Raw genomic sequence first — 23,663 nt, forward strand, 5'->3', positions numbered from 1 at the left:
TTTCCAGTAGTTTTATTTACTAAAAATCTTGTAGTCATTTATGGAAACAAAAAAGCCACTCGAATGAGTGGCTTTTTTTTACAATATTTATTAATTGCCGTTAAGCTATTAACTCTCTTTCCCGGAAGAAATTCTTTTCTTCAACGAATCATACATTACAGGTGTTGCAATAAATACAGATGAGTAGGTACCTACAAGTACACCCACAATCATTGCAAACATAAATCCTCTTAAGCTTTCACCGCCAAAAACAAAAATGGCTAAAAGCACGATCAAGGTAGTTAAAGAAGTATTTAACGTACGACTAAGGGTACTGTTCAATGCCTCATTAACATTGTCGCCACCGCTCCAGCCTTTTATGCCAATAATTTCCCTAATCCTATCAAACACCACTACGGTATCGTTCAAGGAATAACCAATTACTGTTAAAATAGCTGCAATAAACGCTTGATCTATCTCCATATTAAATGGCATAATAGCGCTGGTTAATGAGAAGATACCAAGCACGATCATTACATCATGGAAAACCGCTACTACCGCACCTAAAGAGAATTGCCATTTTCTAAAACGGAATAAGATGTATAAGAATACAACCGCTAGTGAACCTAAAATAGCCCAATATGCATTTTGCTTAATATCATCTGCTATTGTTGGTCCTACCTTGGTAGACTGTAAAATACCAATAGACTTTTCTGAAGCACCTACCGTAAATTCTTCGAACGTAATACCGTCTGGCAAATATTTTTGTAAAGAAGTGAATAACTTATCTTGAATTTCATTATCGATTTCAATCCCTTCCTCGTCTACTTTGTAAGGTGTGGTAATCTTTATCTGGTTGGCATCTCCAAATGTTTTTACATTGGTACCACTACCAAAGACATCGTTAAGTTCTGATGCAATTTCAGAAGGGTTAACTTCTTTCTCAAAACGTACTTGGTAAGAACGCCCACCGATAAAATCTACACCTTGCTGCAAACCTTTGGTAACCAATGAGAATACACCCACTGCAACCAAAATACCTGAAACGATATACGCAATTTTACGTTTTGCCAAGAAATCGATATTCATATTGGTGAACAAATTCTTGGTAACACCAGTAGAGAACGCCAACGTTCTACCCTTTTTACCCAAGTACCACTCTACCAATAGACGCGTAATAAATATGGCCGTAAATAATGATGTAACAATACCAATTAATAAGGTAGTTGCGAATCCTTTTATAGGACCAGAACCAAAGATAAATAAGATTATTGCCGTTAAACCAGTGGTAATGTTGGCATCTAAAATAGAAGACAAGGCATTACTAAAACCATCTGAAACCGCTAGGGCCATACCTTTACCTTTAGCCAACTCTTCTTTAATACGCTCAAAAATAAGCACGTTCGCATCTACGGACATACCTATTGTTAAAACGATACCGGCAATACCTGGTAAGGTTAGTACCGCACCCAAACTAGTTAGTACACCAAAGATCAGTAAGATGTTAAACACCAAAGCAACATCTGCAAACCAACCTGCTCTTCCGTAGTAGAAAATCATCCATACCAAAACAAAAGCCATAGCAATTAAGAAGGACATAAAACCACTGTCTATAGCTTCTTGTCCTAAAGAAGGACCAACCACTTCTGATTGGATGATATCTGCAGACGCAGGCAACTTACCTGCCCTAAGTACGTTGGCAATATCTTGGGTCTCATTTACGGTAAACGTACCTGTTATTTCTGAACGACCACCAGAAATTGGTCCGGTAGAAACACCTGGAGCCGTATAAACCTTGTTATCCAAAACAATTGCAATTCCTGTCTGGTTGTTAAAAGCATCGCCTGTTAATTTTTCCCATTCCCTAGCACCTCTAGTATTCATTGTCATACTAACTGCTGGCTTATTAAATTGGTCAAAAACCGCTTGTGCATCAGAAACTACATCTCCGCTTATTCTAGGCGTACCATCCCTGTTGGATTTTAAAGCGTACAATTCTGCCAACTCACTATCTTTAGGAGGCTTTTCAAAAGCAAACTTGGTAAACTGAACATCTGCAGGCAGTAATCTTTTAATTTCTGGCATTCTTAAATACCCACCAATTTCGGCCGTATCTGATACCAACACCCTTGCAATGGCATGGCTACCCTGTGCTGGAGGCAATAATTTACTGATTAACGGATTAGACTCTGCCGTCATATCCAAAGAATCCTGGGCAACATCAGAAAGCAATGAATCCAATTCCATTTCTGGAGTTGTTTCTGTAACTTCTTCTTTAGCAGGTTCTAAAATTTGCTTCAATTTATCATTTGCATTTACAAAGAACAGTCCTAAACTCTGATTGCTCTGAGAATACGTTTCCCAAAACTCTAATTGTGCCGTACTAGATAAAAGCTCTTGCGCTCTTTTTACATCTCTAGCACCAGGTAACTCAACCAAAATACGACCAGAATTTCCTTCTCTTTGAATGTTAGGCTGGGTAACTCCAAAACCATCTATACGTTTACGCAATACTTCAAAAGCAGAAACGATAGACTCATCAATCTTTCTTCTAATGATTGGTTTAACCTCATCATCAGTCATTTGAAAATTGATTTCATCACTTAGTCCCTTATTGGCAAAAATTTCTGGAGACGCCAACTTGGTATCGCCTTTTGTAGCATCAAAAGCATCAAAAAACAATTCCAAGTAGGTAGCATCGCTATTCTTGGAAGCTTCATCTGCATCTGCTAGAGCTTTATTAAAAACTGGGTTTTTGGTATTGTTGGCCAATCCCTTCAAAATATCCTTAACAGAAATTTGAAGCGTTACGTTAATACCTCCTTTAAGGTCTAGACCTTTGTTTAATTCTTTTGTTTTTGCTTCTTCATAAGAAGTATAACCCAACACCGGGTTAGAACCTATAGAGTCTAAATAAGAAGCCTCTAAGGCCTCTCTTTTAGCCACATAATTATCTTCTGCCTCTGAAATTTGGTTTACGGCAAAAGTTTCCGCGTCGTTTTCTATCTTATTGGTTATAAAAGTGTAAGAGAGTTGGTAAATACTCACTAAACCAAAAAGAAGCGCGAATAGCTTAATTAGTCCTTTATTCTGCATTCTACTTGATTATTTAATTTATGTTGATTTATATATGTGTTTGTAGTTAATACAACTACGGTAATTTTTCTACTGAAAAACACTACTTATTGTTCAAAATAACTTAGGAAATTTTTGAAAAGCCCGGTCCGGCCCTTACTTCTGGAATATTATGGGAGGTTGGATCAACAACGTTATCGTCGTTAATCTTATAGCTTATTTCTTTTTGGGCATATTCTAGTAGACAGATATACCTATTATTAGGTACGACCAACGTTACCAGAAGACTATTTTCTTTTTGTTTTGCAGATGTAACAAGGGTACCTTTAATAGGTAATCCTGTATCTAATTGCTGCTGAAGATCTGATACTTCTATATGGTACTTTTCCGGGTTGTTTTTTGGTTCTTTTTTAGATGGTCCTTGTTCCGTACCAGCAACACCAATACCTTCTTCTACAGAGAAAAACGCTTTTACCTGTTCTGCCCCTATCGTACTGTAATAACGAATGCTAATCTCTTTTGCATGATACTCTACTATTTCAAAAGAATCAACGCCTAAGACTTTTAATTTTTCTTTTATTAAAGTAAGTGCTTCTTCCTGGGCAGCATTACTTGCTAATTCAACATTTGTAAATTGTACAACAATCTGTTGATTAGAAGCCTTCCTATCCTCTAGGTTAAAACCAATTAAGGTTAAAATAAAAAATACCGCGCTTACGCACCATTTTGCATTCATGCGGCAAATATAAAAAGAAAAAGAAGCTAGCCGCCTAAATTTTAGAATATATACTATTGACAACTATCTCTTTATAAAGAAACCCTTTACCACTTAGTGGTAAAGGGTTTTAAAAAGCGTTAATGAATTGGTTTATAACTCCAAAAGGCCATTTGTTTTAGAAACACCCTCTGCAGATTCTTGCATTTTAGCTTTTTCCGCTTCAGATAATTCTATTTCAACCACCTTCTCTATACCATTTTTGCCTAAAATTACCGGTACTCCAATACAAATATCATTTAATCCGTACTCACCTTCTAAAAAGGTAGAACACGGGAACATTTTTTTCTGGTCGCATGCAATTGCTTGTACCAAACCAGAAACAGCTGCACCTGGCGCATACCAAGCACTAGTACCCAACAAGCCCGTAAGCGTTGCACCGCCTACTTTTGTTTCTTGTACTACATAATCCATTTGATCTTGGTTTAAGAACTCAGAAACTTTTACACTATTTCTAGTAGCATGCCCAATTAATGGCACCATACCCTTATCACTATGGCCACCTATAACCATACCATCTACATCTGAGATAGGAGCCTCTAATGCTTCTGCTAAACGATATTTAAAACGAGCACTATCCAAAGCACCACCCATACCAATGATTCTATTCTTTGGCAATCCTGTAGTTTTATGTACCAAATAAGTCATGGTATCCATTGGATTACTAACTACAATTATGATAGCCTCTGGTGAATGCTCTAACAAGTTTTGAGATACCGTCTTAACAATACCGGCATTAATACCAATTAACTCTTCTCTTGTCATACCCGGTTTGCGTGGAATACCAGATGTAATAACGGCAATATGGCTACCAGCTGTTTTAGAATAATCATTGGTACTACCTGTTATTTTAGTATCAAAACCGTTTAAAGAAGCGGTTTGCATTAAATCCATGGCTTTACCTTCTGCATAGCCTTCCTTAATATCTAACAACACTACTTCAGAAGCAAAATCTTTAATTGCTATATATTCTGCACAACTTGCTCCAACGGCTCCTGCGCCTACTACGGTTACTTTCATTATATATTTAATTTTTAGATTCTAAACTGCCCAAAAATAGGGAATTTTAAGGCGATTTCTTTATGAATTTTATCATTGTTTTAAAGAATTACCATCTATTTGTGATGTTTTTTAAAGTGTATAACAAAACAGCATCTTTGGCCTTTTTATCGATGAAGTGAAATAAATCTACCGTTCGTCGAATAAAAGCAATATCCCTTTCTTCTATACCGTTCTAATAGTCCCAAATCTTATTGTTATGCTTATGAAGAGGCTCTTTTACATTCTGGGCATTTATGCCATTATGTTAAGTGGATGTTCTGAAATTCCAGAAAACAACGATCCCATATTAGGAGTGTGGACCAAAACAGAGACCAACTCGGTATCTGAAAAAACAACCGGAACCACAATTACTGAAGAATGGACGTTTAACGATGTTTTTCTGGGCAGATATGAACAATTTTCTGGTAATACCATTGTGATATCCAGAGATTTTAAATGGGAAGTAAATAACGGAGTGTACAAAATGTATTACCCGCAAGATAACAACCCTATTTTCTTGACAATGGACTTACCCGAGTTACTTACACAAAATGGTGAAACATTTGCGATAAAGAAGTAATGAAATTAAAAAAGTAATCCCCATCTGTATTAAAACAGATGGGGATTTTTTTATGGTGCTAATTCAAAAAGTATACTTCTATCTAAATCCAAAGTGCATACCCGCAGTAAGCGTATTGAATTCTGATATATTATAATCTACGTTAAGTCTAAAAAATCCTAGTTTTATTTTTGTACCTACATTGGCTGTAACTCCACTAGCATTATTCTTAATGCTAAATGGATCCGTTACCGTAGTAGTAAAGAAAGGTCCGTTAGCTTCATAGGTACCTAAAAAATCGGTTTCCGAGGTTCCGGTTACGTATCCTAAACCACCGTAAAAGTTAATAACCGGTATTTTTCTGGTAGACACTACCGCACTAAAATTCCAAGTTTTAAAATTGGCGTCGATACGTTGATTATCTCCTTGGATAAATCCAGAATCGGTAAAATCATACTCTCCGTTTAAATTGGTATAACCAATTACCGCAGAAATAGCTACTGGCAGTATTTTATCTGCAGGTAACAATTTGGTAAAATCATATTGTAAGCCAGCACCGAACAAGCCTAGTTTTACGTCTTCCGTATCTATTTTAGGTAAAAAACGGGCTTTTACCTCCAGGCCTTTAATTAGACCAACACTTGCTTGTATATAACCCGTTGGTATAAAATTTAAATCTTCGCCCGCTAATCCAGAAGGTAAATCAAAAGAATGAATTATAACCCCACTTTCATCTTCTACAAAAACCGTAACGCCTTCTATATCTCCTAGAGCAGTAGAGACCAATTTTGAGGTGCTACCGTCTGCAAATTGCAAGTTTTCATAATCTGCCGTATTCAAGGTAAAGGCTTTCTTATCGGTTTTGTTTTTAAAACCGGTAATATTACCAACTATGGAAATTTCAAAACCTCCTAATGGCTTTGCATCCGCAGTATTATACCACCCATTGGACATACTATAAATAGTAGCTTCCGTTGCTGGTGCAAAATAAGATGTAGCAAAACGTTCTGCATCTGCAACCCCGGAGGCAAACAAATCGCCAATACTATTCTGGGCACTAACTATTGAAAAAGAAGCGATTGCCCACATAAAAACTAATTTCTTCATTGGTGTAATTTTCTTTAAAACTAAAAAGCCCGGTTAAAAAACCGGGCTTTTTGTTGTGAAACAAGTATTATTTGTCATCTACCTACACATCAATGTTGGCATAGACTGCGTTTTTCTCTATAAATTCACGTCTTGGTGGTACCTCATCTCCCATTAGCATAGAGAAAATCCTATCAGATTCCGTAGCATTATCTATGGTAACTTTTCTTAATGTCCTAAATTCGGGGTTCATGGTAGTGTCCCACAATTGTTCAGCATTCATTTCCCCAAGACCCTTATAACGTTGTATACCGGCCTGGCCTCCCATAGATTCTACAATTTCGTCTCGCTCTTTATCATTCCAAGCGTAACGCTTTTTAGCACCTTTTTTAACCAAATATAACGGTGGTGTTGCAATATAAACGTGTCCGCTTTCTATCAACTCCCTCATATACCTGAAGAAGAAAGTTAGAATCAACGTTTCAATATGGCTACCATCAACATCGGCATCACACATAATTACTACCTTGTGATAACGAAGTTTTTCCAAGTTCAAGGCTTTACTATCTTCTTCTGTACCAATAGTTACACCTAAAGCCGTATAAATATTTTTGATTTCTTCGTTCTCGAATACTTTATGCTGCATGGCCTTTTCCACGTTTAGGATTTTACCCCTTAATGGCAAAATAGCCTGGAAATTTCTATCTCTACCCATTTTAGCCGTACCACCTGCAGAGTCTCCCTCTACCAAGAATATCTCGCAATTTTCTGGGTCTTGATCAGAACAATCTGATAGTTTACCGGGCAAACCACCACCACCCATAGGGTTTTTACGCTGTACCATTTCTCTAGCCTTGGCAGCTGCATGTCTTGCTTGGGCGGCAAGTTTTACCTTCTCTACAATCTGCTTGGCATCATCTGGGTGTTCTTCCAAATAATCCGTAAGCATTTCTGATACAGCTTGGCTAACCGCACTAGTTACTTCACGGTTACCTAATTTGGTTTTGGTCTGTCCTTCAAATTGCGGCTCAGAAACTTTAACCGATACTATTGCAGTAAGGCCCTCCCTAAAATCATCTCCAGAAATCTCAAACTTAAGCTTATCTAGAAGACCGCTACTATCTGCATATTTTTTTAAGGTTGAAGTTAAACCCCTTCTAAATCCAGAAAGATGCGTACCCCCTTCATGGGTATTGATATTGTTAACGTAAGAATGGAGATTCTCTGAAAAGCCTGTATTGTAGATCATGGCTACCTCTACCGGGATGCCATTCTTCTCGCCTTCCATAGAAATAACGGTATTGATCAAAGGCTCTCTGGTAGCGTCTAAAAACTTAATAAATTCTTTTAGACCTTCTTGAGAATGAAAAGTTTCACTAATGAACTCTCCTTTTTCATCTTTATTCCTTTTATCCGTAATTATTATAGTAATACCCTTGTTTAAATAAGCAAGCTCTCGCATTCTGTTAGAAAGCGTCTCATAGCTATACTCTGTGGTTTGGGTAAATATGGTATCATCTGGAATAAAAGTTACTACGGTACCAGACAATTCTGTTTCCCCAATACTTTTAACAGGATATTGGGCTTTACCTCTGGAATATTCTTGTTCCCAAATTTTACCTTCTCTGTATACGGTTGCTTTTAAATGATTGGACAGTGCATTAACACAAGAAACCCCAACCCCGTGCAAACCACCTGAAACTTTATAGGAATCCTTATCAAACTTACCACCCGCACCAATTTTGGTCATAACTACCTCTAAAGCAGAAACACCCTCTTTTTTGTGCAAGCCTACCGGTATACCCCTACCATTATCTTCTACGGTAATGGAATTATCTTCATTAATTGTTACTTTGATGTTATCGCAGTGACCTCCCATTGCTTCATCAATAGAGTTGTCTACCACCTCGTACACCAAATGGTGTAAACCTCTAACACCTACATCTCCAATATACATGGACGGACGCATACGTACATGCTCCATACCTTCTAGAGCCTGTATACTATCCGCTGAATATTGTTTATTATTAGTTAATTCTTCGCTCATAATCTAAAGCTAAGTTGTTGCATTTTTCAAATCTTACAAATATAACCAAAAGCCAATTAAATCAAGGGTTTTGAAACAATCTGCCTTTTCAAGTTATCAACAAATTCATGTGAAAAAGATTTGCTCTTAAATCTGCTACAATCTGCCTTAACGTTTACTTATAGAAACAAGAAAAGCGCCTCTCGGCGCCTTTCCTCGACTAATTAAAATGAATAAAACTACTTCCTCTCCAAATGAAAACAAGTATTACTTTACGTAGGCATCTGTATGCACTTTGGCTACAGCCCTACCAGATGGATCGTTCATGTTTTTAAAGGCCTCATCCCATTCCAATGCAATTTTGGTACTACAGGCTACAGAAGGCTCTTGCGGTACGCTCTTAGCTGCCGCATCTGAAGGATAATGCCCCTCAAAAATACTTCTGTAATAATATTCTTCTTTTGATGTTGGTGTCTGTATAGGAAATTTAAAATGTGCATTCTCCATTTGCTCATCAGAAATTTCTGTTGCTACCAACTCTTTTAAAGTATCTATCCAACTATAACCTACACCATCAGAAAACTGTTCTTTTTGTCTCCAGGCTACACTTTCTGGCAAGTAATCTTCAAATGCTTTTCTAATTACCCATTTTTCCATACGCTCGCCATTGATCATCTTATCTTTAGGGTTAATACGCATGGCCACATCCATAAATTCCTTATCCAAAAATGGCACACGCCCTTCTATACCCCATGCTGCCAAAGATTTGTTGGCCCTTAGACAGTCATACATATGCAACTTATCCAATTTACGCACGGTCTCTTCATGAAAATCTTTTGGACTTGGTGCTTTATGAAAGTATAGATAACCACCAAATAACTCATCCGCCCCTTCTCCTGAGAGTACCATTTTAATACCCATAGATTTGATAACACGCGCCATAAGATACATTGGTGTAGAGGCACGTATGGTGGTTATATCATATGTTTCCAAGTTATAGATAACATCTTTAATTGCATCTAACCCTTCTTGTATGGTAAATTTAATTTCATGATGCACGGTACCAATATGGTCTGCAACTTTTCTTGCCGCAGCCAAATCTGGACTACCTTCTAAACCTACGCTAAAAGAATGCAATTGTGGCCACCAAGCGTCTGCGGTATCTCCACTTTCTATTCTTTTTTGCGAGTATTTTTTAGCGATTGCAGAAGTAACCGAACTGTCTAAACCTCCTGAAAGCAGTACGCCATAAGGCACGTCTGACATTAATTGACGGTGCACCGCGGCCTCCAATGCATCTTTTAATGCCTTAATGCTAGTTTCGTTTTCTTTCACAGCTTCATACTCCATCCAATCTCTTTGATACCAACGTACAAATTCACCCGTACTACTATGCATGTAATGTCCTGGAGGAAACAACTCTATTTTAGTACACGTACCTTCTAAAGCCTTGAGTTCTGATGCAACATAAAAAGTACCGTTTTTATCCCATCCAATATATAATGGTATAATACCCATATGGTCTCTAGCTATGAAATACTCGTCTTTTTCAGAGTCATAGATGGCAAAACCAAAAATTCCGTTTAGTTCATCTACAAAATCCACACCTTTTTCTTGATACAAAGCCAAGATAACTTCGCAATCAGATTGCGTTTTAAAATTATATTTTCCCTCGAACTGTTTTCTCAGTTCACTATGATTATAGATTTCGCCATTGGCGGCCAAAACCAGTTTTTCGTCTTCGCTAAACAAAGGTTGTTTACCCGATGCAGGATCTACAATAGCCAATCTCTCATGTGCTAGTATAGCCTTTTCGTCTGCATAAATTCCACTCCAGTCTGGCCCACGATGTCTTACTTTTTTGGACATCTCTAAAAGTTGCGGACGCAAATCCTCCGAACTTTGTTTTAAATCAAATGCACAAACAATTCCACACATAATCCTTCTTAAATAATATTAATTACAAGACAAATTTGCATTTACAGTAACAAAATAAAAACCCTTAACTCATATTCGGTTACATTTTTAAACTTTAAAACTCGTATTTAATTAAATTTGAAATGATTTTTAATCAAATCAAACACTTTATATTACAGTAAACTATCTTAAAAAATCTATAAAGTCTTTAATAAAAAAGTAATAAACCCAGTAGTTTTGAGACCAAGCAGTAATAAATCAATAAAAGAATCATGAAAAACCTATTAAAATTATCTTTTCTATTTGTGGCCCTTTTAGGTGCTAGTTCTTTAAGTGCACAAAAATTTGGAGGTCTAGACAAAAGCCCTGCAGATATTGCCAGCTACCCAACCAGTTATAAAGATGCCAATAAGATTGTAAAAATTGTTTATAGCAGACCGCAATTAAAAGGCAGGGACCTAGAGACATTGGCACCTTCTGGTAAAGTATGGAGAACCGGGGCTAACGAAGCAACAGAAATCACTTTTTATAAAGACGTAACTTTTGGAAATAAAAAAGTATCGGCGGGTACCTATAGTTTGTTTACCATACCTGGTGAAACGGAATGGACGTTAATTTTAAATAAAAATCTGAACCAGTGGGGAGCCTATAGTTATGAAAACGCTGCCGATGTAGTGCGTGTTCAAGGAAAAGTATCTAAAGGTAGCGAATCCTTAGAGGCATTTTCTATTGCATTTAATGATGTAGAAGGTGGCGCGGAGCTTGTAATGGGATGGGGAACCGCTAGAATAACTACTCCTATAAAATCATAATCCCGAATAGAGAAAAAAAAAGCTCCCAAAAGGGAGCTTTTTTTATTTTACCTTTTTACCATTCACAAAAACATCCGTTGCTTTTACAAACGGTATACTGTCTACCGGTACGGCAAGCAAATCTTTATCCAATACGGTAAAATCTGCAAGTTTACCAGGCTCCAAACTGCCTTTTTCATTTTCTTCAAAGTTGGAATATGCCGCCCAAATGGTCATCCCCTTTAACGTTTCTTCGCGGGTTAACGCCTCTTCTTTCATAAAGCCCTCTTGAGGATATTGCTCTAAATCTTGTCTTGCCACTGCAGCATAAAAAGTTAAAAACGGACTTACTTGTTCTACTGGAAAATCGGTACCCAAAGCTACCAACCCTGCTTTGCGCAATAGTGTTTGGTAGGCATATGCGCCATGTATGCGTTCTTTCCCCAAACGGTCTTCTGCCCAGTACATATCACTAGTGGCGTGTGTTGGCTGTACCGAAGGAATAATACCAGAACTGAAATAATCAAAGTCTTGATTTTCCAATATTTGAGCGTGTTCTACTTTCCATCTTCGGTTATTTTTACCCTCCAATGCCGATTTGTATGCTTTTAATACGACAATATTTGCAGAATCGCCAATGGCATGCGTGTTCATCTGGTAATCTGTTGCAGCTATTCTTTTTGCTAAACCTTCAATTTTATCCGCTGGGGTAACCAAAGCCCCAAAATGCCCAGGTTTATCTGAATATTCCTGTTTTAATGCTGCTCCCCTAGAACCTAAAGCACCGTCCCCGTATACCTTAACAGAGCGTACATTGAGCCTATCGGTTTTTAATATACCCTTGTTTAAAAAGTGGTCTAAATTTTCTGGAGTATTAGACACCATTGCATACATACGAATAGACAAGTCTCCAGCTTGCTGTAAACTATCTACTAAATAAATTATCTCTTTATCTAAACCAGCATCATTAACTGTAGTTAAACCATAATCAAAACAAATTTTTTCTGCCTGTTTTAGTGCTTTTATTTGCGTAGCCCTACTAGGTTTGGGCATTACAGCATCTACCAAAGCCATTGGATTATCTACCAAAACACCGGTAAGTTCGTTGTCCTTTTTAAGAATGTCGCCACCAGACACCTGAGTATCCATGTTAATACCTGCCAACTTTAAGGCCGCATTATTTACCAAATACGCATGCCCATCTACACGTTCTAGTACAACCGGTTTATCTGGAAAAAGTTCGTTTAAAACAGTATTGGCAGGAAATTCTTTTAATGACCAATCGTTTTGATCCCAACCTCTACCCCTTATAACAGTGGCTTGGTTTGAGGCCGCAAATGTCTTAACCCTTTCAATTACTTCATCAAAGCTGTTGGTACCCACCAAATCTACAATTTGCTGGTTTAAACCCAGACCATAAAAATGACAGTGGGCATCTATTAAACCTGGTACGATTGTTTTACCTTCTGCATCAAAAGTTTCTTTGCCTGAGTAAGTATTGAGTAATTCATTAGAATTGGCCAACGCCACAATCTTACCCTTATCAATAGCCATGTAAGTTGCTTTTGAGAACGTACTATCTACAGTATAAATAGTAGCATTGCTTACAATTAAATCTACCGCTTGTTTTTGTTTACATGCAAAAAGCAGCGTTGTTAACGCTGCAATTGTTAAAAAGTGTTTTTTCATTTCTGTAGTCTAGTTTCTTCAAAAATACAGAAAGAAAAAAGATATGTGCCACATTATGGATTCAAGGCATCAAATTCTGTGATTACAAACTCTACCCTTCTATTTTGTTGCTTACTCAACGGGTCAAATCCTTTGTATAATGGTTGTTTTTCACCGTATGCCTCTGTTTTAATATTTTCATTAGGCATGCCTAAATCTTTAAGATAATTGGCTACGGCAACCACTCGTTTTTTAGAAAGTTGATAATTATAAAATGAGGACCCATCATTATCCGTATGTCCTTTTAAAGTAAGCTGGTGTCTTTTTGGATCTGCAATAGAGAAGAAAAACTTTCTCAAATACTCTTTTGATTCCTTGGTTAAGCTATGGCTATTTGGATCAAATTTTACCTTATCCATAACCATTGCCTTATTGTACTCAATATTCAAAGGTTCATTAATGAATAAGGTTGCATCATCTATATAGTAATAGGCTATTTGACCACCTTTAAGGCCAGACCCATCCAATTGGCGCAAATATTCTTTAGGGGTTTTACCAAAATTACCTATGGTAACGTATTTTTCAAATCCATCTGCCACAAATGTTAGAGATACTTTTGTCCAACCTTTTTTATTACTAAGACTACCATGGCTTTTTAGGTTTTCAAATTTGTAACTACCGTATTTATCTGAAACTCGTCTTAGGCTGATATTATTACTATCATCAAAATTCATTTTCTTACGAGTAAACAAAGCGCTTACTTGCTTTACTGCAAACTGAGAATCTTCTGATAGGCTAACATGAAAAGCAAAAGTATATTCCTTACCAGCCTCTAACGTTTCTTCAAACTTTAATTGGACATACTCTGTATAGGATTTACCAGCATACATATAAATACCCATGTAACCGTTACCATTTTTTGGCTGTTGAAAGCCCCTAAAATTTCTCGGTGCTGCGTTTTTACCTTTTGCATCTACATTAAAGTAATCTGCACTACCCTTGTTTGGCGTACTTACATAGGAGACCACACCATCTACCGCACCCAACTCATCTGGTACATGGCTATTTTTCTCAAAATCGCCATTCAACACCAAATTTTGACTATTTGCAAAAGGTATTGCAAACAAAATTGCCGATAAGACACTTAAAACTCTTGTTCTTCTTGTACTAAACATTCTGTAGGTATTTAAGGTTTAGATTTGGGATTAATTTCTCCACAAACTTACCATAAATAGTATTTTTCCTACATATGCAGTAGTTTATCACGTAAGTACTATAGGTGAATTAACTATTTCTATAGACGAATGGTTAAAAATCAAATTTGTAAGAAATACCCGCTAGCGCCTGAAAACCTTGCACATAGAAATTACTCCATCTTTGATAATTCTTATTAGAAAGGTTAGAAAATTTAGCAAAAACTGACAATTGCTCATTAAAACGATAGCCTAAATGCGCATTGGCATCAAAAAAACTATCTAAGGTTACCTGGGTAGAAGGAAACTCGTTGGGAAACAAACCTGCAGTCGCTACCGCTTGTAAGTCTTCCCGTTCTCCTACATAAAAAAGATTTGCACCTGCAAACCAGTTATCACTAATCTGATAATCCATAAATACCGAAGCCTGTATTTGTGGTAAATTCCACGCAGGATTATCTGTCTCTGTATTATAGTGGTTGTATTCTGCATTAATACCTAAAGAAAAATTCCTATTAACATCTACGTTAATTTCACCAAATGCACCAATAGTTTTTACATCATCATAAAACACCTGAAAAGAATTACCGTAGGCATACCCCTCATCTGACCTATTGGAGTTCTCTGGATTTAATAAAAACAACGGTTTTCTATTTTCTGCTTTGTAATACGCTTTAAAATTATAACCAAAGTTGCTCAACAATTGGCCTTTTAAACCTAAATGCGCATGATATTGCATGTCTGTTGGCTGTATTTCCAAGGTTGGCGAAACATAAGGATTTTGCGCCACCAGTGTTTTGTAAGAATTTTGCTGCAGGTCGCCTTCAATGCCTCCATAAGCAATTACCTGATCTTCCATAATACGGTAAGATGCTGTTACTGCAGGGTAAATGTAAAAACTACCGTTACTTCTTTCTAAATCCATACCATATACAAAATTGGCACCTAATTTTAAGGTCAATTCATCCCTTAATACCAAAAAGCTAGGGTTTATACCAGCAATTAATTGCCCATAAGCTATACCTTCATCGTTATCCGTACTGTTTAAACTAGCGTTGGCAAATTCTCCACCAACGTAGTCTACTCTACCTTTAATAGTTACCATTTCTGTGGTAATGGGCAATTCTATGGCAGCACTAAGAGCAGCGCTATTCTCTGCAGATTTTAAGTGATCCCAAAAACGATTCAATTTTAAATCTGCATTTTTAAAGAAACTGTCTTCTACGTTTATGTAAGCGTTGGCACCAGCGGAAAAATAATTCTGCTGCTCATTTATGGCATCTACTTCTTCTTGTGTGTATACGCCACTTTGCAGACCGTACCAATTGTATAGTTGGTGCCCCAAATCCAATCCAACACCATAATCATAATCACGGTCTCTCTTGGTAAAGGTTACATCCAAATCCGTATGGTAAAAATCAGTTTCTAAAGGGGTACTATTTATATCGCCTCTAGACGAATGATGGTCTAGACCAATATCCAATAGGTTCTCATCTCTTCCAATTTCCCTACTGGTATAAAAGTTAACCAAAGCATTATTATAATTACCCAGACCAACAGCTGCGTATGAATTATATAATCTTGGTGGCGGGGTTTTCTTTACAGTAGAAGCTTTTGCTTTAGCGGGTGTAAACGTAGAAGCTACCGGAACCGAGAAAATGCTGTATTTAATTGGTTTCTTTTGTAAGGCTATAGAATCTTCAATTACAGGCTGTGTTTTAATTTTAAAAGCATCTGAAACCGATGGCGCATATGGTTTTACAACCGTTACGGTTTCTGTACCTATATCTTCTTTTTCTTGCCCCAAAACCAGCGCTATGGTAAATAGCGCTAGCAGGGTAACTATATTCTTATTTGTATTCATGTGTTCTCTAATGCTAGTACTATTAATTTTCATTTGGGTCTACAGAAGCGTTCCTTTCTGCTTCTTGCGACTTAATCAAGGCTAATTCTCCTTTAGCCTGTGCAATTATTTCTGGATATTCCTTAAAATTCTCCAATACGTTTTCTAAGATGTACGTGGCCTGGAAAGCATCATCTAAGGCATTAAAGTTCTTGGCCATAACAATTAAACCTTTTCCTGCCCATTCTTTGTAAGAAGAAAAATCTTTTACCAGTTTCTGTACCGATGTATTGGACGCTTCATAGTTTCCATTTCGGTTTTTAAAGAAGGCATCATAATACCAAGCTTCTGCTCCTACTTTACCCGTTGCTATGGATTTTACCTCTGCAAATGTTTCTTCTGCCAAGGCTTCATCTCCCGTTTCAATAGCAGATTTAGCGATCATGATTTTTGCATCGCTTTTTATTCTATTATCTATGTTTGGTACGGCCAAAACCTTATTGGCATAGGCCAAGGTTTTAGTGTAATCTTTTTGCTCATAGTACCCTTTCATCAAATTACTTTGCGCAAAGGTTCTATTCTGGCTTATTTCTGCTTCTTTTTCTAATTGTTGTAGGTAAGGAATAGCGTTTTTATAATCTGCGTTGCCTACATAGATTTCGCAAACCCTGGTAAGCGCCTGTTCCACAAACTCGCCACCACCTTGTTGGGCAACTGCCTTATAATGCGGTAATGCCTTTTGCTTGTTTCCTTGGCCAAAATATAGCTGAGCCAATGTAAAATGTGCTTGGGTAGCATGTGCACCATTAGGAAACTGTTTTAAATAGCTTTCAAAAGATTTAATTGCCTGGTCCGTTTTCCCTTCCACATATTTTCTATCTGCTGCCTCATAACTGGCTTCTTCCAACTCAGAATCGGTTACCTCAACAAAATCTAAATTTTTGGCCCATTCGGCATACTCATCTACCTTACCCATATCCACATAAACCAGTTTTGCCGTGCTTACGGCCTGTAACGCCTCTTGTGAATTTGGATATTCTGCAACAACATGTTTAAACTTTCCTATGGCTTGTTCATTCCTATTGGCATTGTAATGCACCAAACCTTGTCTTAATAAAGCCTGTGGTGCAAACTTACTAGTAGAAAATTCTTGCAACACCTTGTCATAAGTAGCTAAACCTTGAGCTTCTTTATTTGTTTTAACGTACGTGTTGGCCAGCTCAAAAAGAGCATCATCTCTTAAAGAACTATTTCCATACCTACTGTTAAACGCGTTAAGCTGCTCTATTTTTGCCGTATTGTTTCCTAAAAAACCAGTACTCATGGCCTTTTGATAAACCGCATAATCACGTTCTGGCCCATTAAGTTTAGACGCCTCATCATAAGCACTTATTGCCGCTGTGTAATTACTACTTACAAAATAGGTATCGCCCAGCCTAATTAACGCATCTGTTTTAATAGCATCTTCTAACTGTGCATTGTTGGCCGCACTCTTAAAAAACGTAACCGCATTACCATAATCTTTCAATTTAAAATAGGTATAACCTAAATTGTAATTTATTAATTGAACCTCGTTACCCTCTAAATTTTTATAATCTCTTTTGAACGAATTGAATTCAGCAAGGGCCTCATTAAATTGGTTTAAACGGTATAAGGATTCTGCCAACCAATATTGAGATTTTCCCTTAATCTCATTGGTTCCATTTTTCTTAACGGCAATTTCAAAAGCATCAACGGCATCTTTATAATCACCATCTGTAAATAATTCTACCCCACGGAAATATGCAACTTTTTGATAGGTAGCTTCATCTGCAAAAGATGGATTATCTTTTAAAAGTTTCATGGCACCTGCAAAATTCTTGGAGGTGATGTAAGAATCAACCAATAGATTTTTTAATTCTTCTTCATTATTATCTTTAAGATACGTTTCCAGATAAGCCATAATTACTTGTGGTACCGGCTCGTACGGGTTACCTATTTCATAACTTAGCCTGGCATAATTAAGAAAGGCGTCTTTTTTAATATCCGCACTAAACTCCATGCTGGCGGCATTCTTAAAGGCATTTAAGGCCTCAGATTTCTTATCTAACTTTAAATAACATTCCGCCAAATGGTAATATGCGTTCTGGGCCACGGCATTGGTTCCGTTCACAATTTTGTTAAACTGACCTATTGCTTGCTCAAAATCTCCAATTTTATAATAGCTATAGCCTAACAAATAAAAATCGGTATTGTTCCACTTACCCCTTTTACCTTTATATTCTTTTAAATATGGAATAGCTTCTTGGTACTGCTCCAGATTAAAATAGCTTTCACCTATAATCTTGTTCAACTCCGAAACTTCTCTTCTATCAGATTTTGGCAATTGCTTTTTAGCCATGGCAATGGCTTTATCAAAATTGCCCAGCTTAAAATTTAAATCGGCCTGGTAGTAAGACAATTTCTCTTCAAGAATTTCTGGGTCGTTAATTTCATCGAATCGCTCGTTGGCGCTATCATAATCATCTTGCTCATAAGAAATGTAACCCAAATAATATTTAGCTTGGCTACCATATTTATTAGAATTAGCAACTTTTGCCAAATACTTTTCTGCCTCCTTTGGTCTATTGGCGGCATAATAGCTATAGCCCGTGTTAAAGTTAAAGCGTTCTTGGTCTTTTCTAGACATCTTGTCCTGCTCTACTTTCTTGTACCATTTTAGGGCATACGGATATTTCCCTGTTTCAAAATAATAGTCCGCAACATCCATAAAAGCCGAGTTGCGTTTGGTAGATGTTGGGTAGCGCTCTACAAAATCTTCCATTAAATCATCCGCGCCACGTTGGTTTAAACGGATGGCGGCATTGGCCACATAGTAGGTACTATTGGCCTTGGTTTCATAATCGTTGGAAGTTTCTTTTACCTTCATAAACAAAGCTTGTGCCGCTTGGTATTGCTCGTTATTGTAGAGTTCTAGGGCATCTAGATAGCTTTTATTTTGATGGGTATAAATTTTGGTTTCCTGTGCAAAGGATAGTGCAGTAAAAAGAACCCCAAAAAGGGAAAGGTATAAAGTTTTACGATTCATAGTGTTCTACGCTCTGGTCGATTGTTAATGCATAACGTCAAAAAACGGACCAAAGTATAAACAAAGTTGATCCTAACATAAAATTAGGATTTAAAAATATACATATTGGTATAACTTATTACCTTTAGACCTAGAATCTAAAACGGTATGGCAGAACCTATCTTAAAACTTACGGACGTATCTATTTTTCAAAAAGATAATCTGGTATTGAGTAATGTTGACCTACAAGTAAAAAAAGGCGAATTTGTTTATATTATTGGAAAGACGGGTAGCGGCAAAAGTAGTTTTATGAAAACCCTTTATGGAGATTTACCCTTAAGTAAGGGCGAAGGTACTGTAGTAGATTTTAACCTAAAAACCCTTAAAGAAAACGATATTCCCTATTTAAGGCGAAAACTGGGTATTGTATTCCAAGATTTTAAACTATTATCTGACCGAAACATTAATAATAATCTGAAGTTCGTACTCAAAGCAACTGGTTGGACAGACACCTCTAAAATGGACGATAAAATTGCTGAAGTTTTGGATAAAGTAGGTATGAAAACCAAAGGTTTCAAGTATCCGCATGAGCTTTCTGGAGGCGAACAGCAGCGTATAGCCATTGCCAGAGCACTGTTGAACGACCCTGAATTGATTCTTGCAGATGAACCTACTGGTAACTTAGATCCACAAACCAGTGTAGAGGTTATGAAAGTGTTGCAAGAAATAAACAATAACGGGCGCACCATCATTATGGCAACACATGATTATGCATTAATACTAAAATACCCACACAAAACCATTAAATGCGATGGAGGCAAAGTATTTGAAGTGATACAAAAAGCCATATAAGCCAACAAAACTTCTTTTTTTTATTTCTTCAACTTTTGTTTCTTTGTTAAAATTGATTTAAAATTTTATATGGAACTTCTTGGAATAGATATTGGCGGTACGGGAACCAAAGGCGCCTTGGTAAATGCAGAAACGGGAGAAATGCTTACGGAACGCTTTAGAGTACCTACCCCAAAATCCAAAAAGCCTAAAGATATGGCCAAGGCCATTAAAGAAATAGTTGATCATTTTGATTACAAAGGACCTGTTGGTTGTGGTTTCCCAACTATAGTAAAAAATGGGGTGTGCATGAGCCCAGGAAACTTACATAAAAGCTGGGTAGGTGTTAATATAGATGAATTGCTTACAGAAACTACAGGACACGAATTTACCGTACTAAACGATGCCGATGCTGCTGGCTACGCCTCTATGAATTACGGCGTGGGCAAAGGAAAAAACGGTTTGGTAATCATGCTTACCGTGGGTACGGGATTGGGTAGTGGTGCTTTTTTTAATGGGCAGTTGTTACCTAATTTTGAATTGGGCCAAATACCTTATAAAAAATATAAAAAAATAGAATTGTACGCCTCTAATTTTGCTAAAGAACGTGATGATCTAAGCATGGAAAAATGGGCCAAAAGATTTAACAAATTTCTACACTATGTAGAACTGTTGGTTAACCCAGATTTGCTAATTGTTGGTGGTGGTATTTCTAAAAAATGGGACCAATTTGGCCATCTTTTGGAAACTGAGGCAGATATTGTACAAGCAGAATTGATGAACCATGCCGGTATAATTGGAGCGGCAATTGCTTGTTTAAGGGAGCAACACCATGGTCATCTTACCAAATAAAGAATGATAAAATTATTAATAAAAAAGCCCAAGTAATTGCTTGGGCTTTTTTATTAATACTGCTACTTATATCTAAAGTTTCTTTGCTCCTTCTGGCATCTCAAAGAAATCTTCTGGTAATTCGGATACGAACTCCATATCGCTAATTTCGATTTTGGTAATGTACTCTCCTGGCATACCATCTACCGTCCAATGCGTTTTTAATAGACTAGGCAATAGAACTCCGTCCACATCTACTAATTCACCAACCTCCATAAATTTTTCTGGATTGTGCCCACCATTTTTGAAGTATTCTGGATAAGAAACAATATATCTAGTTGCCATTAGCAAATACGTATCTGCATCAAAATGTAAAATATAGTAATCGTCTGGAGCATCTCCTGTACCAGCGTCATATGTCACTTTAACAACCTTGGTTTTCTTATCTTTATAAGTAGCGTCTGGCAATAATTCCAAATTAACGCCTTCCCCATCTTCTACAAACGGGTGTCCCATTAAATAAAGTGGCGTTAAAGCCCAAAATTTGGTATCATAAGCAAAAGCGGTTGAATCTGCTTTTATCCATGCTATTTCTCCAGTATAACCAAACGTGGCCTCTTTATCTGTAGTACTGGTATGCACTACCCTATTGTTCCATGGGTCTACAATTTCATAACTGTCGCGCTGTGTTTTATCTTTTTCTAAAGGCTGGTAATTAAAACGCATACCCAAAGGCCCATTTTCAAACCAAGTAGCTAAACCACCGTGCGCTTCCATGGAATTCCAAATTACAGTACCAGCCGAAGAAGCTGTTAGGCGTTCTTTTGCTTTTTTAACCCTATTTGTAATCCATGTATCTGGTATGGCTACGCTATTTTCTACCACTGTTGGATCTGGTAGAACATTTTCTTCGTTTTCTTTTTTTTGCTCTTTACAAGCTATTGTACTGATTAATAAGGCGGTCACCCCTATCTGTTTAATTAAGTGTTTCATTTTGTCCATTTTAAGCTTTGGTAGTCGGCCTATATTTAAAAACCTTTCAAAAAAAAGCCCCGATTAATATCGGGGCTTAAACTTATACTTTGTTACGTTTTCTATCTACCTCTTTAAGAAATACCTTTCTTAACCTTAAGTGGTTTGGCGTAACCTCTACATATTCATCTTTCTGTATGTATTCCAAGGCTTCTTCTAGAGAAAATTTAATTGCTGGTACAATCTTAGCCTTATCATCTGCTCCTGAAGAACGTACGTTAGAAAGCTTTTTGGTTTTGGTAACGTTTACCGTCATATCATCTTGACGTGAATTTTCACCTATTACCTGGCCCTCATAAATATCCTCTCCTGGATCTACAAAGAATTTACCTCTATCTTGTAATTTATCAATAGAATAAGGAATTGCAGTACCGGTTTCCATTGAAACAAGAGAACCGTTGATTCTACCTGCAATGTCTCCTTTAAGTGGTTGGTATTCCACAAAACGGTGTGCCATTATAGCTTCACCCGCTGTTGCCGTTAATAATTGGTTTCTAAGCCCTATAATACCTCTAGACGGAATCATAAATTCGCACAACATACGCGAACCTTTAGCTTCCATACTCACCATTTCACCTTTACGAATAGACACCATTTCTACGGCTTTACCAGATACTTCTTCTGGTAAATCTATTGTCAATTGCTCTATTGGTTCACATTTTACACCATCTACCTCCTTTATAATTACCTGCGGCTGACCAATTTGCAACTCGTACCCTTCTCTACGCATGGTTTCTATTAGCACAGATAAGTGTAACACCCCACGCCCAAATACCAAAAATTTATCTGCGCTATCTGTTTCTTGCACCCTTAGTGCCAAGTTCTTCTCTAATTCTTTTTCTAGACGTTCTTTAATGTGTCTAGAAGTTACGAACTTACCGTCTTTACCAAAGAATGGACTGTCATTAATAGTAAATAACATACTCATGGTAGGCTCGTCTATAGCAATAGTCTTAAGCGCTTCTGGGTTTTCTATATCCGCCACGGTATCGCCAATTTCAAAACCTTCCATACCTACAATGGCACAGATATCTCCTGTTTGAATTTGCTCTACCTTTACGCGTCCTAAACCTTCAAAAACGTAAAGTTCTTTTATTTTAGACTTTACAACTTTACCATCTCGCTTAACCAATGATACTTGTTGTCCTTCCTTTAAAGTACCACGTTGTAATCTACCAATTGCAATTCTCCCTGTAAAAGAAGAGAAATCTAAAGAGGTGATTAACATCTGTGTAGTACCCTGTTCTGGTTTAAATTCTGGAACGTGGTCTAGTACCATGTCTAATAATGGCTCAATATTTTCGGTTGGTTTTTTCCAATCCTCTCCCATCCAGTTGTTCTTAGCAGAACCATATACGGTAGGGAAGTCTAATTGCCATTCTTCTGCACCCAACTCAAACATTAGATCAAACACCTTTTCGTGTACACCTTCTGGGTCACAGTTTTCTTTATCTACCTTGTTTACAACAACACAAGGCTTTAACCCTAATTCAATGGCCTTTTGCAACACAAAACGTGTTTGTGGCATAGGACCTTCAAAAGCATCTACCAACAAAAGAACACCATCTGCCATGTTTAATACACGCTCTACCTCACCACCAAAATCGGCGTGACCAGGAGTATCAATGATATTAATTTTGGTATCCTTATAGATAACGGAAACGTTCTTAGAAACAATTGTAATTCCTCTTTCTCGTTCCAAATCGTTGTTGTCCAAGATCAAATCTCCTTTGTTTTCGTTCTCACGAAACAACTGACAGTGAAACATAATTTTGTCTACCAGGGTAGTTTTACCGTGGTCTACGTGCGCTATGATAGCGATGTTCTTGATTTTCTGCATCTTCTGATAATAAGGGCGCAAAATTACATTGTTTTTTTTGCATTCTTATTTTACCTAACAAAAAAATAATCTGATTTTAGAAATAAACAACTTTACGGGGCGATCTATTGATAGAAAATCAAGACATAGC

Annotated in this window: 16 protein-coding genes; 4 read left to right on the forward strand and 12 right to left on the reverse strand. The window is 37.1% G+C overall.

Annotation, left to right across the window (positions count from 1 at the left end; genetic code table 11):
* Positions 1 to 108: 108 nt before the first annotated feature.
* The 3 genes from secDF to mdh all read right to left on the reverse strand — a co-directional run bounded on the left by secDF (position 109) and on the right by mdh (position 4,849).
* Positions 109 to 3,075, reverse strand: a complete 2,967-nt coding sequence (gene secDF, locus BUL40_RS11955; protein WP_080319456.1) for a protein translocase subunit SecDF — start codon at positions 3,073 to 3,075, stop codon at positions 109 to 111.
* A 103-nt stretch (positions 3,076 to 3,178) separates the two neighbouring features.
* Positions 3,179 to 3,790, reverse strand: coding sequence for a hypothetical protein (locus BUL40_RS11960; protein WP_080319457.1), 612 nt, complete (start codon positions 3,788 to 3,790; stop codon positions 3,179 to 3,181).
* Positions 3,791 to 3,922: 132 nt separating this feature from the next.
* Entirely contained in the window at positions 3,923 to 4,849 is a 927-nt protein-coding gene (gene mdh / locus BUL40_RS11965) for a malate dehydrogenase (RefSeq protein WP_010516877.1), read from the reverse strand.
* A gap of 244 nt (positions 4,850 to 5,093) precedes the next feature.
* Here mdh and BUL40_RS11970 point away from each other — a divergent pair, with 244 nt between their 5' ends.
* Positions 5,094 to 5,450, forward strand: a complete 357-nt coding sequence (locus BUL40_RS11970) for a hypothetical protein (protein WP_010516878.1) — start codon at positions 5,094 to 5,096, stop codon at positions 5,448 to 5,450.
* 78 nt (positions 5,451 to 5,528) lie between these two features.
* On the opposite strand, the gene BUL40_RS11975 is transcribed toward BUL40_RS11970, so the two are convergent.
* From BUL40_RS11975 to asnB, 3 genes are all read right to left on the reverse strand, one after another.
* Complete coding sequence (locus tag BUL40_RS11975; protein WP_080319458.1) at positions 5,529 to 6,536, reverse strand: DUF6588 family protein; 1,008 nt, start codon at positions 6,534 to 6,536, stop codon at positions 5,529 to 5,531.
* An 82-nt stretch (positions 6,537 to 6,618) separates the two neighbouring features.
* Positions 6,619 to 8,562: a DNA topoisomerase (ATP-hydrolyzing) subunit B gene (gene gyrB / locus BUL40_RS11980; RefSeq protein ID WP_080319459.1), complete on the reverse strand. Its 1,944-nt coding sequence runs from the start codon at positions 8,560 to 8,562 to the stop codon at positions 6,619 to 6,621.
* Between the two features lie 246 nt (positions 8,563 to 8,808).
* The gene (gene asnB / locus BUL40_RS11985; protein ID WP_010519315.1) at positions 8,809 to 10,479 is read right to left on the reverse strand and encodes an asparagine synthase B; all 1,671 of its coding nucleotides are present in this window, start codon (positions 10,477 to 10,479) and stop codon (positions 8,809 to 8,811) included.
* 251 nt (positions 10,480 to 10,730) lie between these two features.
* Between asnB and BUL40_RS11990 the strand changes: the two genes are divergently transcribed.
* Positions 10,731 to 11,270 carry a DUF2911 domain-containing protein gene (locus BUL40_RS11990; RefSeq protein ID WP_010519314.1) on the forward strand — a complete coding sequence of 180 codons (540 nt, stop codon included), beginning with the start codon at positions 10,731 to 10,733 and terminating at the stop codon, positions 11,268 to 11,270.
* A 42-nt stretch (positions 11,271 to 11,312) separates the two neighbouring features.
* Here BUL40_RS11990 and BUL40_RS11995 read toward each other — a convergent pair whose 3' ends face one another.
* The 4 genes from BUL40_RS11995 to BUL40_RS12010 form a co-directional block, all read right to left on the reverse strand.
* Positions 11,313 to 12,938, reverse strand: a complete 1,626-nt coding sequence (locus BUL40_RS11995) for an amidohydrolase (RefSeq protein WP_080319460.1) — start codon at positions 12,936 to 12,938, stop codon at positions 11,313 to 11,315.
* Positions 12,939 to 12,991: 53 nt separating this feature from the next.
* A complete protein-coding gene (locus BUL40_RS12000; RefSeq protein WP_080319461.1) occupies positions 12,992 to 14,092 on the reverse strand; it encodes an OmpA family protein in 1,101 nt (366 codons plus the stop codon).
* A 133-nt stretch (positions 14,093 to 14,225) separates the two neighbouring features.
* Positions 14,226 to 15,974, reverse strand: a complete 1,749-nt coding sequence (locus BUL40_RS12005; protein ID WP_244901869.1) for a TonB-dependent receptor — start codon at positions 15,972 to 15,974, stop codon at positions 14,226 to 14,228.
* 22 nt (positions 15,975 to 15,996) lie between these two features.
* A complete protein-coding gene (locus BUL40_RS12010) occupies positions 15,997 to 19,020 on the reverse strand; it encodes a tetratricopeptide repeat protein (RefSeq protein WP_080319463.1) in 3,024 nt (1,007 codons plus the stop codon).
* A 147-nt stretch (positions 19,021 to 19,167) separates the two neighbouring features.
* Between BUL40_RS12010 and BUL40_RS12015 the strand changes: the two genes are divergently transcribed.
* Together BUL40_RS12015 and ppgK are read left to right on the forward strand one after the other, a co-directional pair.
* Positions 19,168 to 19,851 (forward strand): cell division ATP-binding protein FtsE, encoded by a 684-nt coding sequence (locus BUL40_RS12015; protein WP_080319464.1) that lies wholly within the window; start codon positions 19,168 to 19,170, stop codon positions 19,849 to 19,851.
* Between the two features lie 69 nt (positions 19,852 to 19,920).
* Positions 19,921 to 20,682: a polyphosphate--glucose phosphotransferase gene (gene ppgK, locus BUL40_RS12020; protein ID WP_010519308.1), complete on the forward strand. Its 762-nt coding sequence runs from the start codon at positions 19,921 to 19,923 to the stop codon at positions 20,680 to 20,682.
* Between the two features lie 72 nt (positions 20,683 to 20,754).
* Here ppgK and BUL40_RS12025 read toward each other — a convergent pair whose 3' ends face one another.
* Entirely contained in the window at positions 20,755 to 21,654 is a 900-nt protein-coding gene (locus tag BUL40_RS12025) for a LolA-like protein (protein WP_080319531.1), read from the reverse strand.
* 82 nt (positions 21,655 to 21,736) lie between these two features.
* Positions 21,737 to 23,533, reverse strand: a complete 1,797-nt coding sequence (gene typA / locus BUL40_RS12030; RefSeq protein WP_080319465.1) for a translational GTPase TypA — start codon at positions 23,531 to 23,533, stop codon at positions 21,737 to 21,739.
* Between the last annotated feature and the right edge of the window lie 130 nt (positions 23,534 to 23,663).

The organism is Croceivirga radicis, from assembly GCF_002072105.2.
Classification (GTDB): domain Bacteria; phylum Bacteroidota; class Bacteroidia; order Flavobacteriales; family Flavobacteriaceae; genus Croceivirga; species Croceivirga radicis.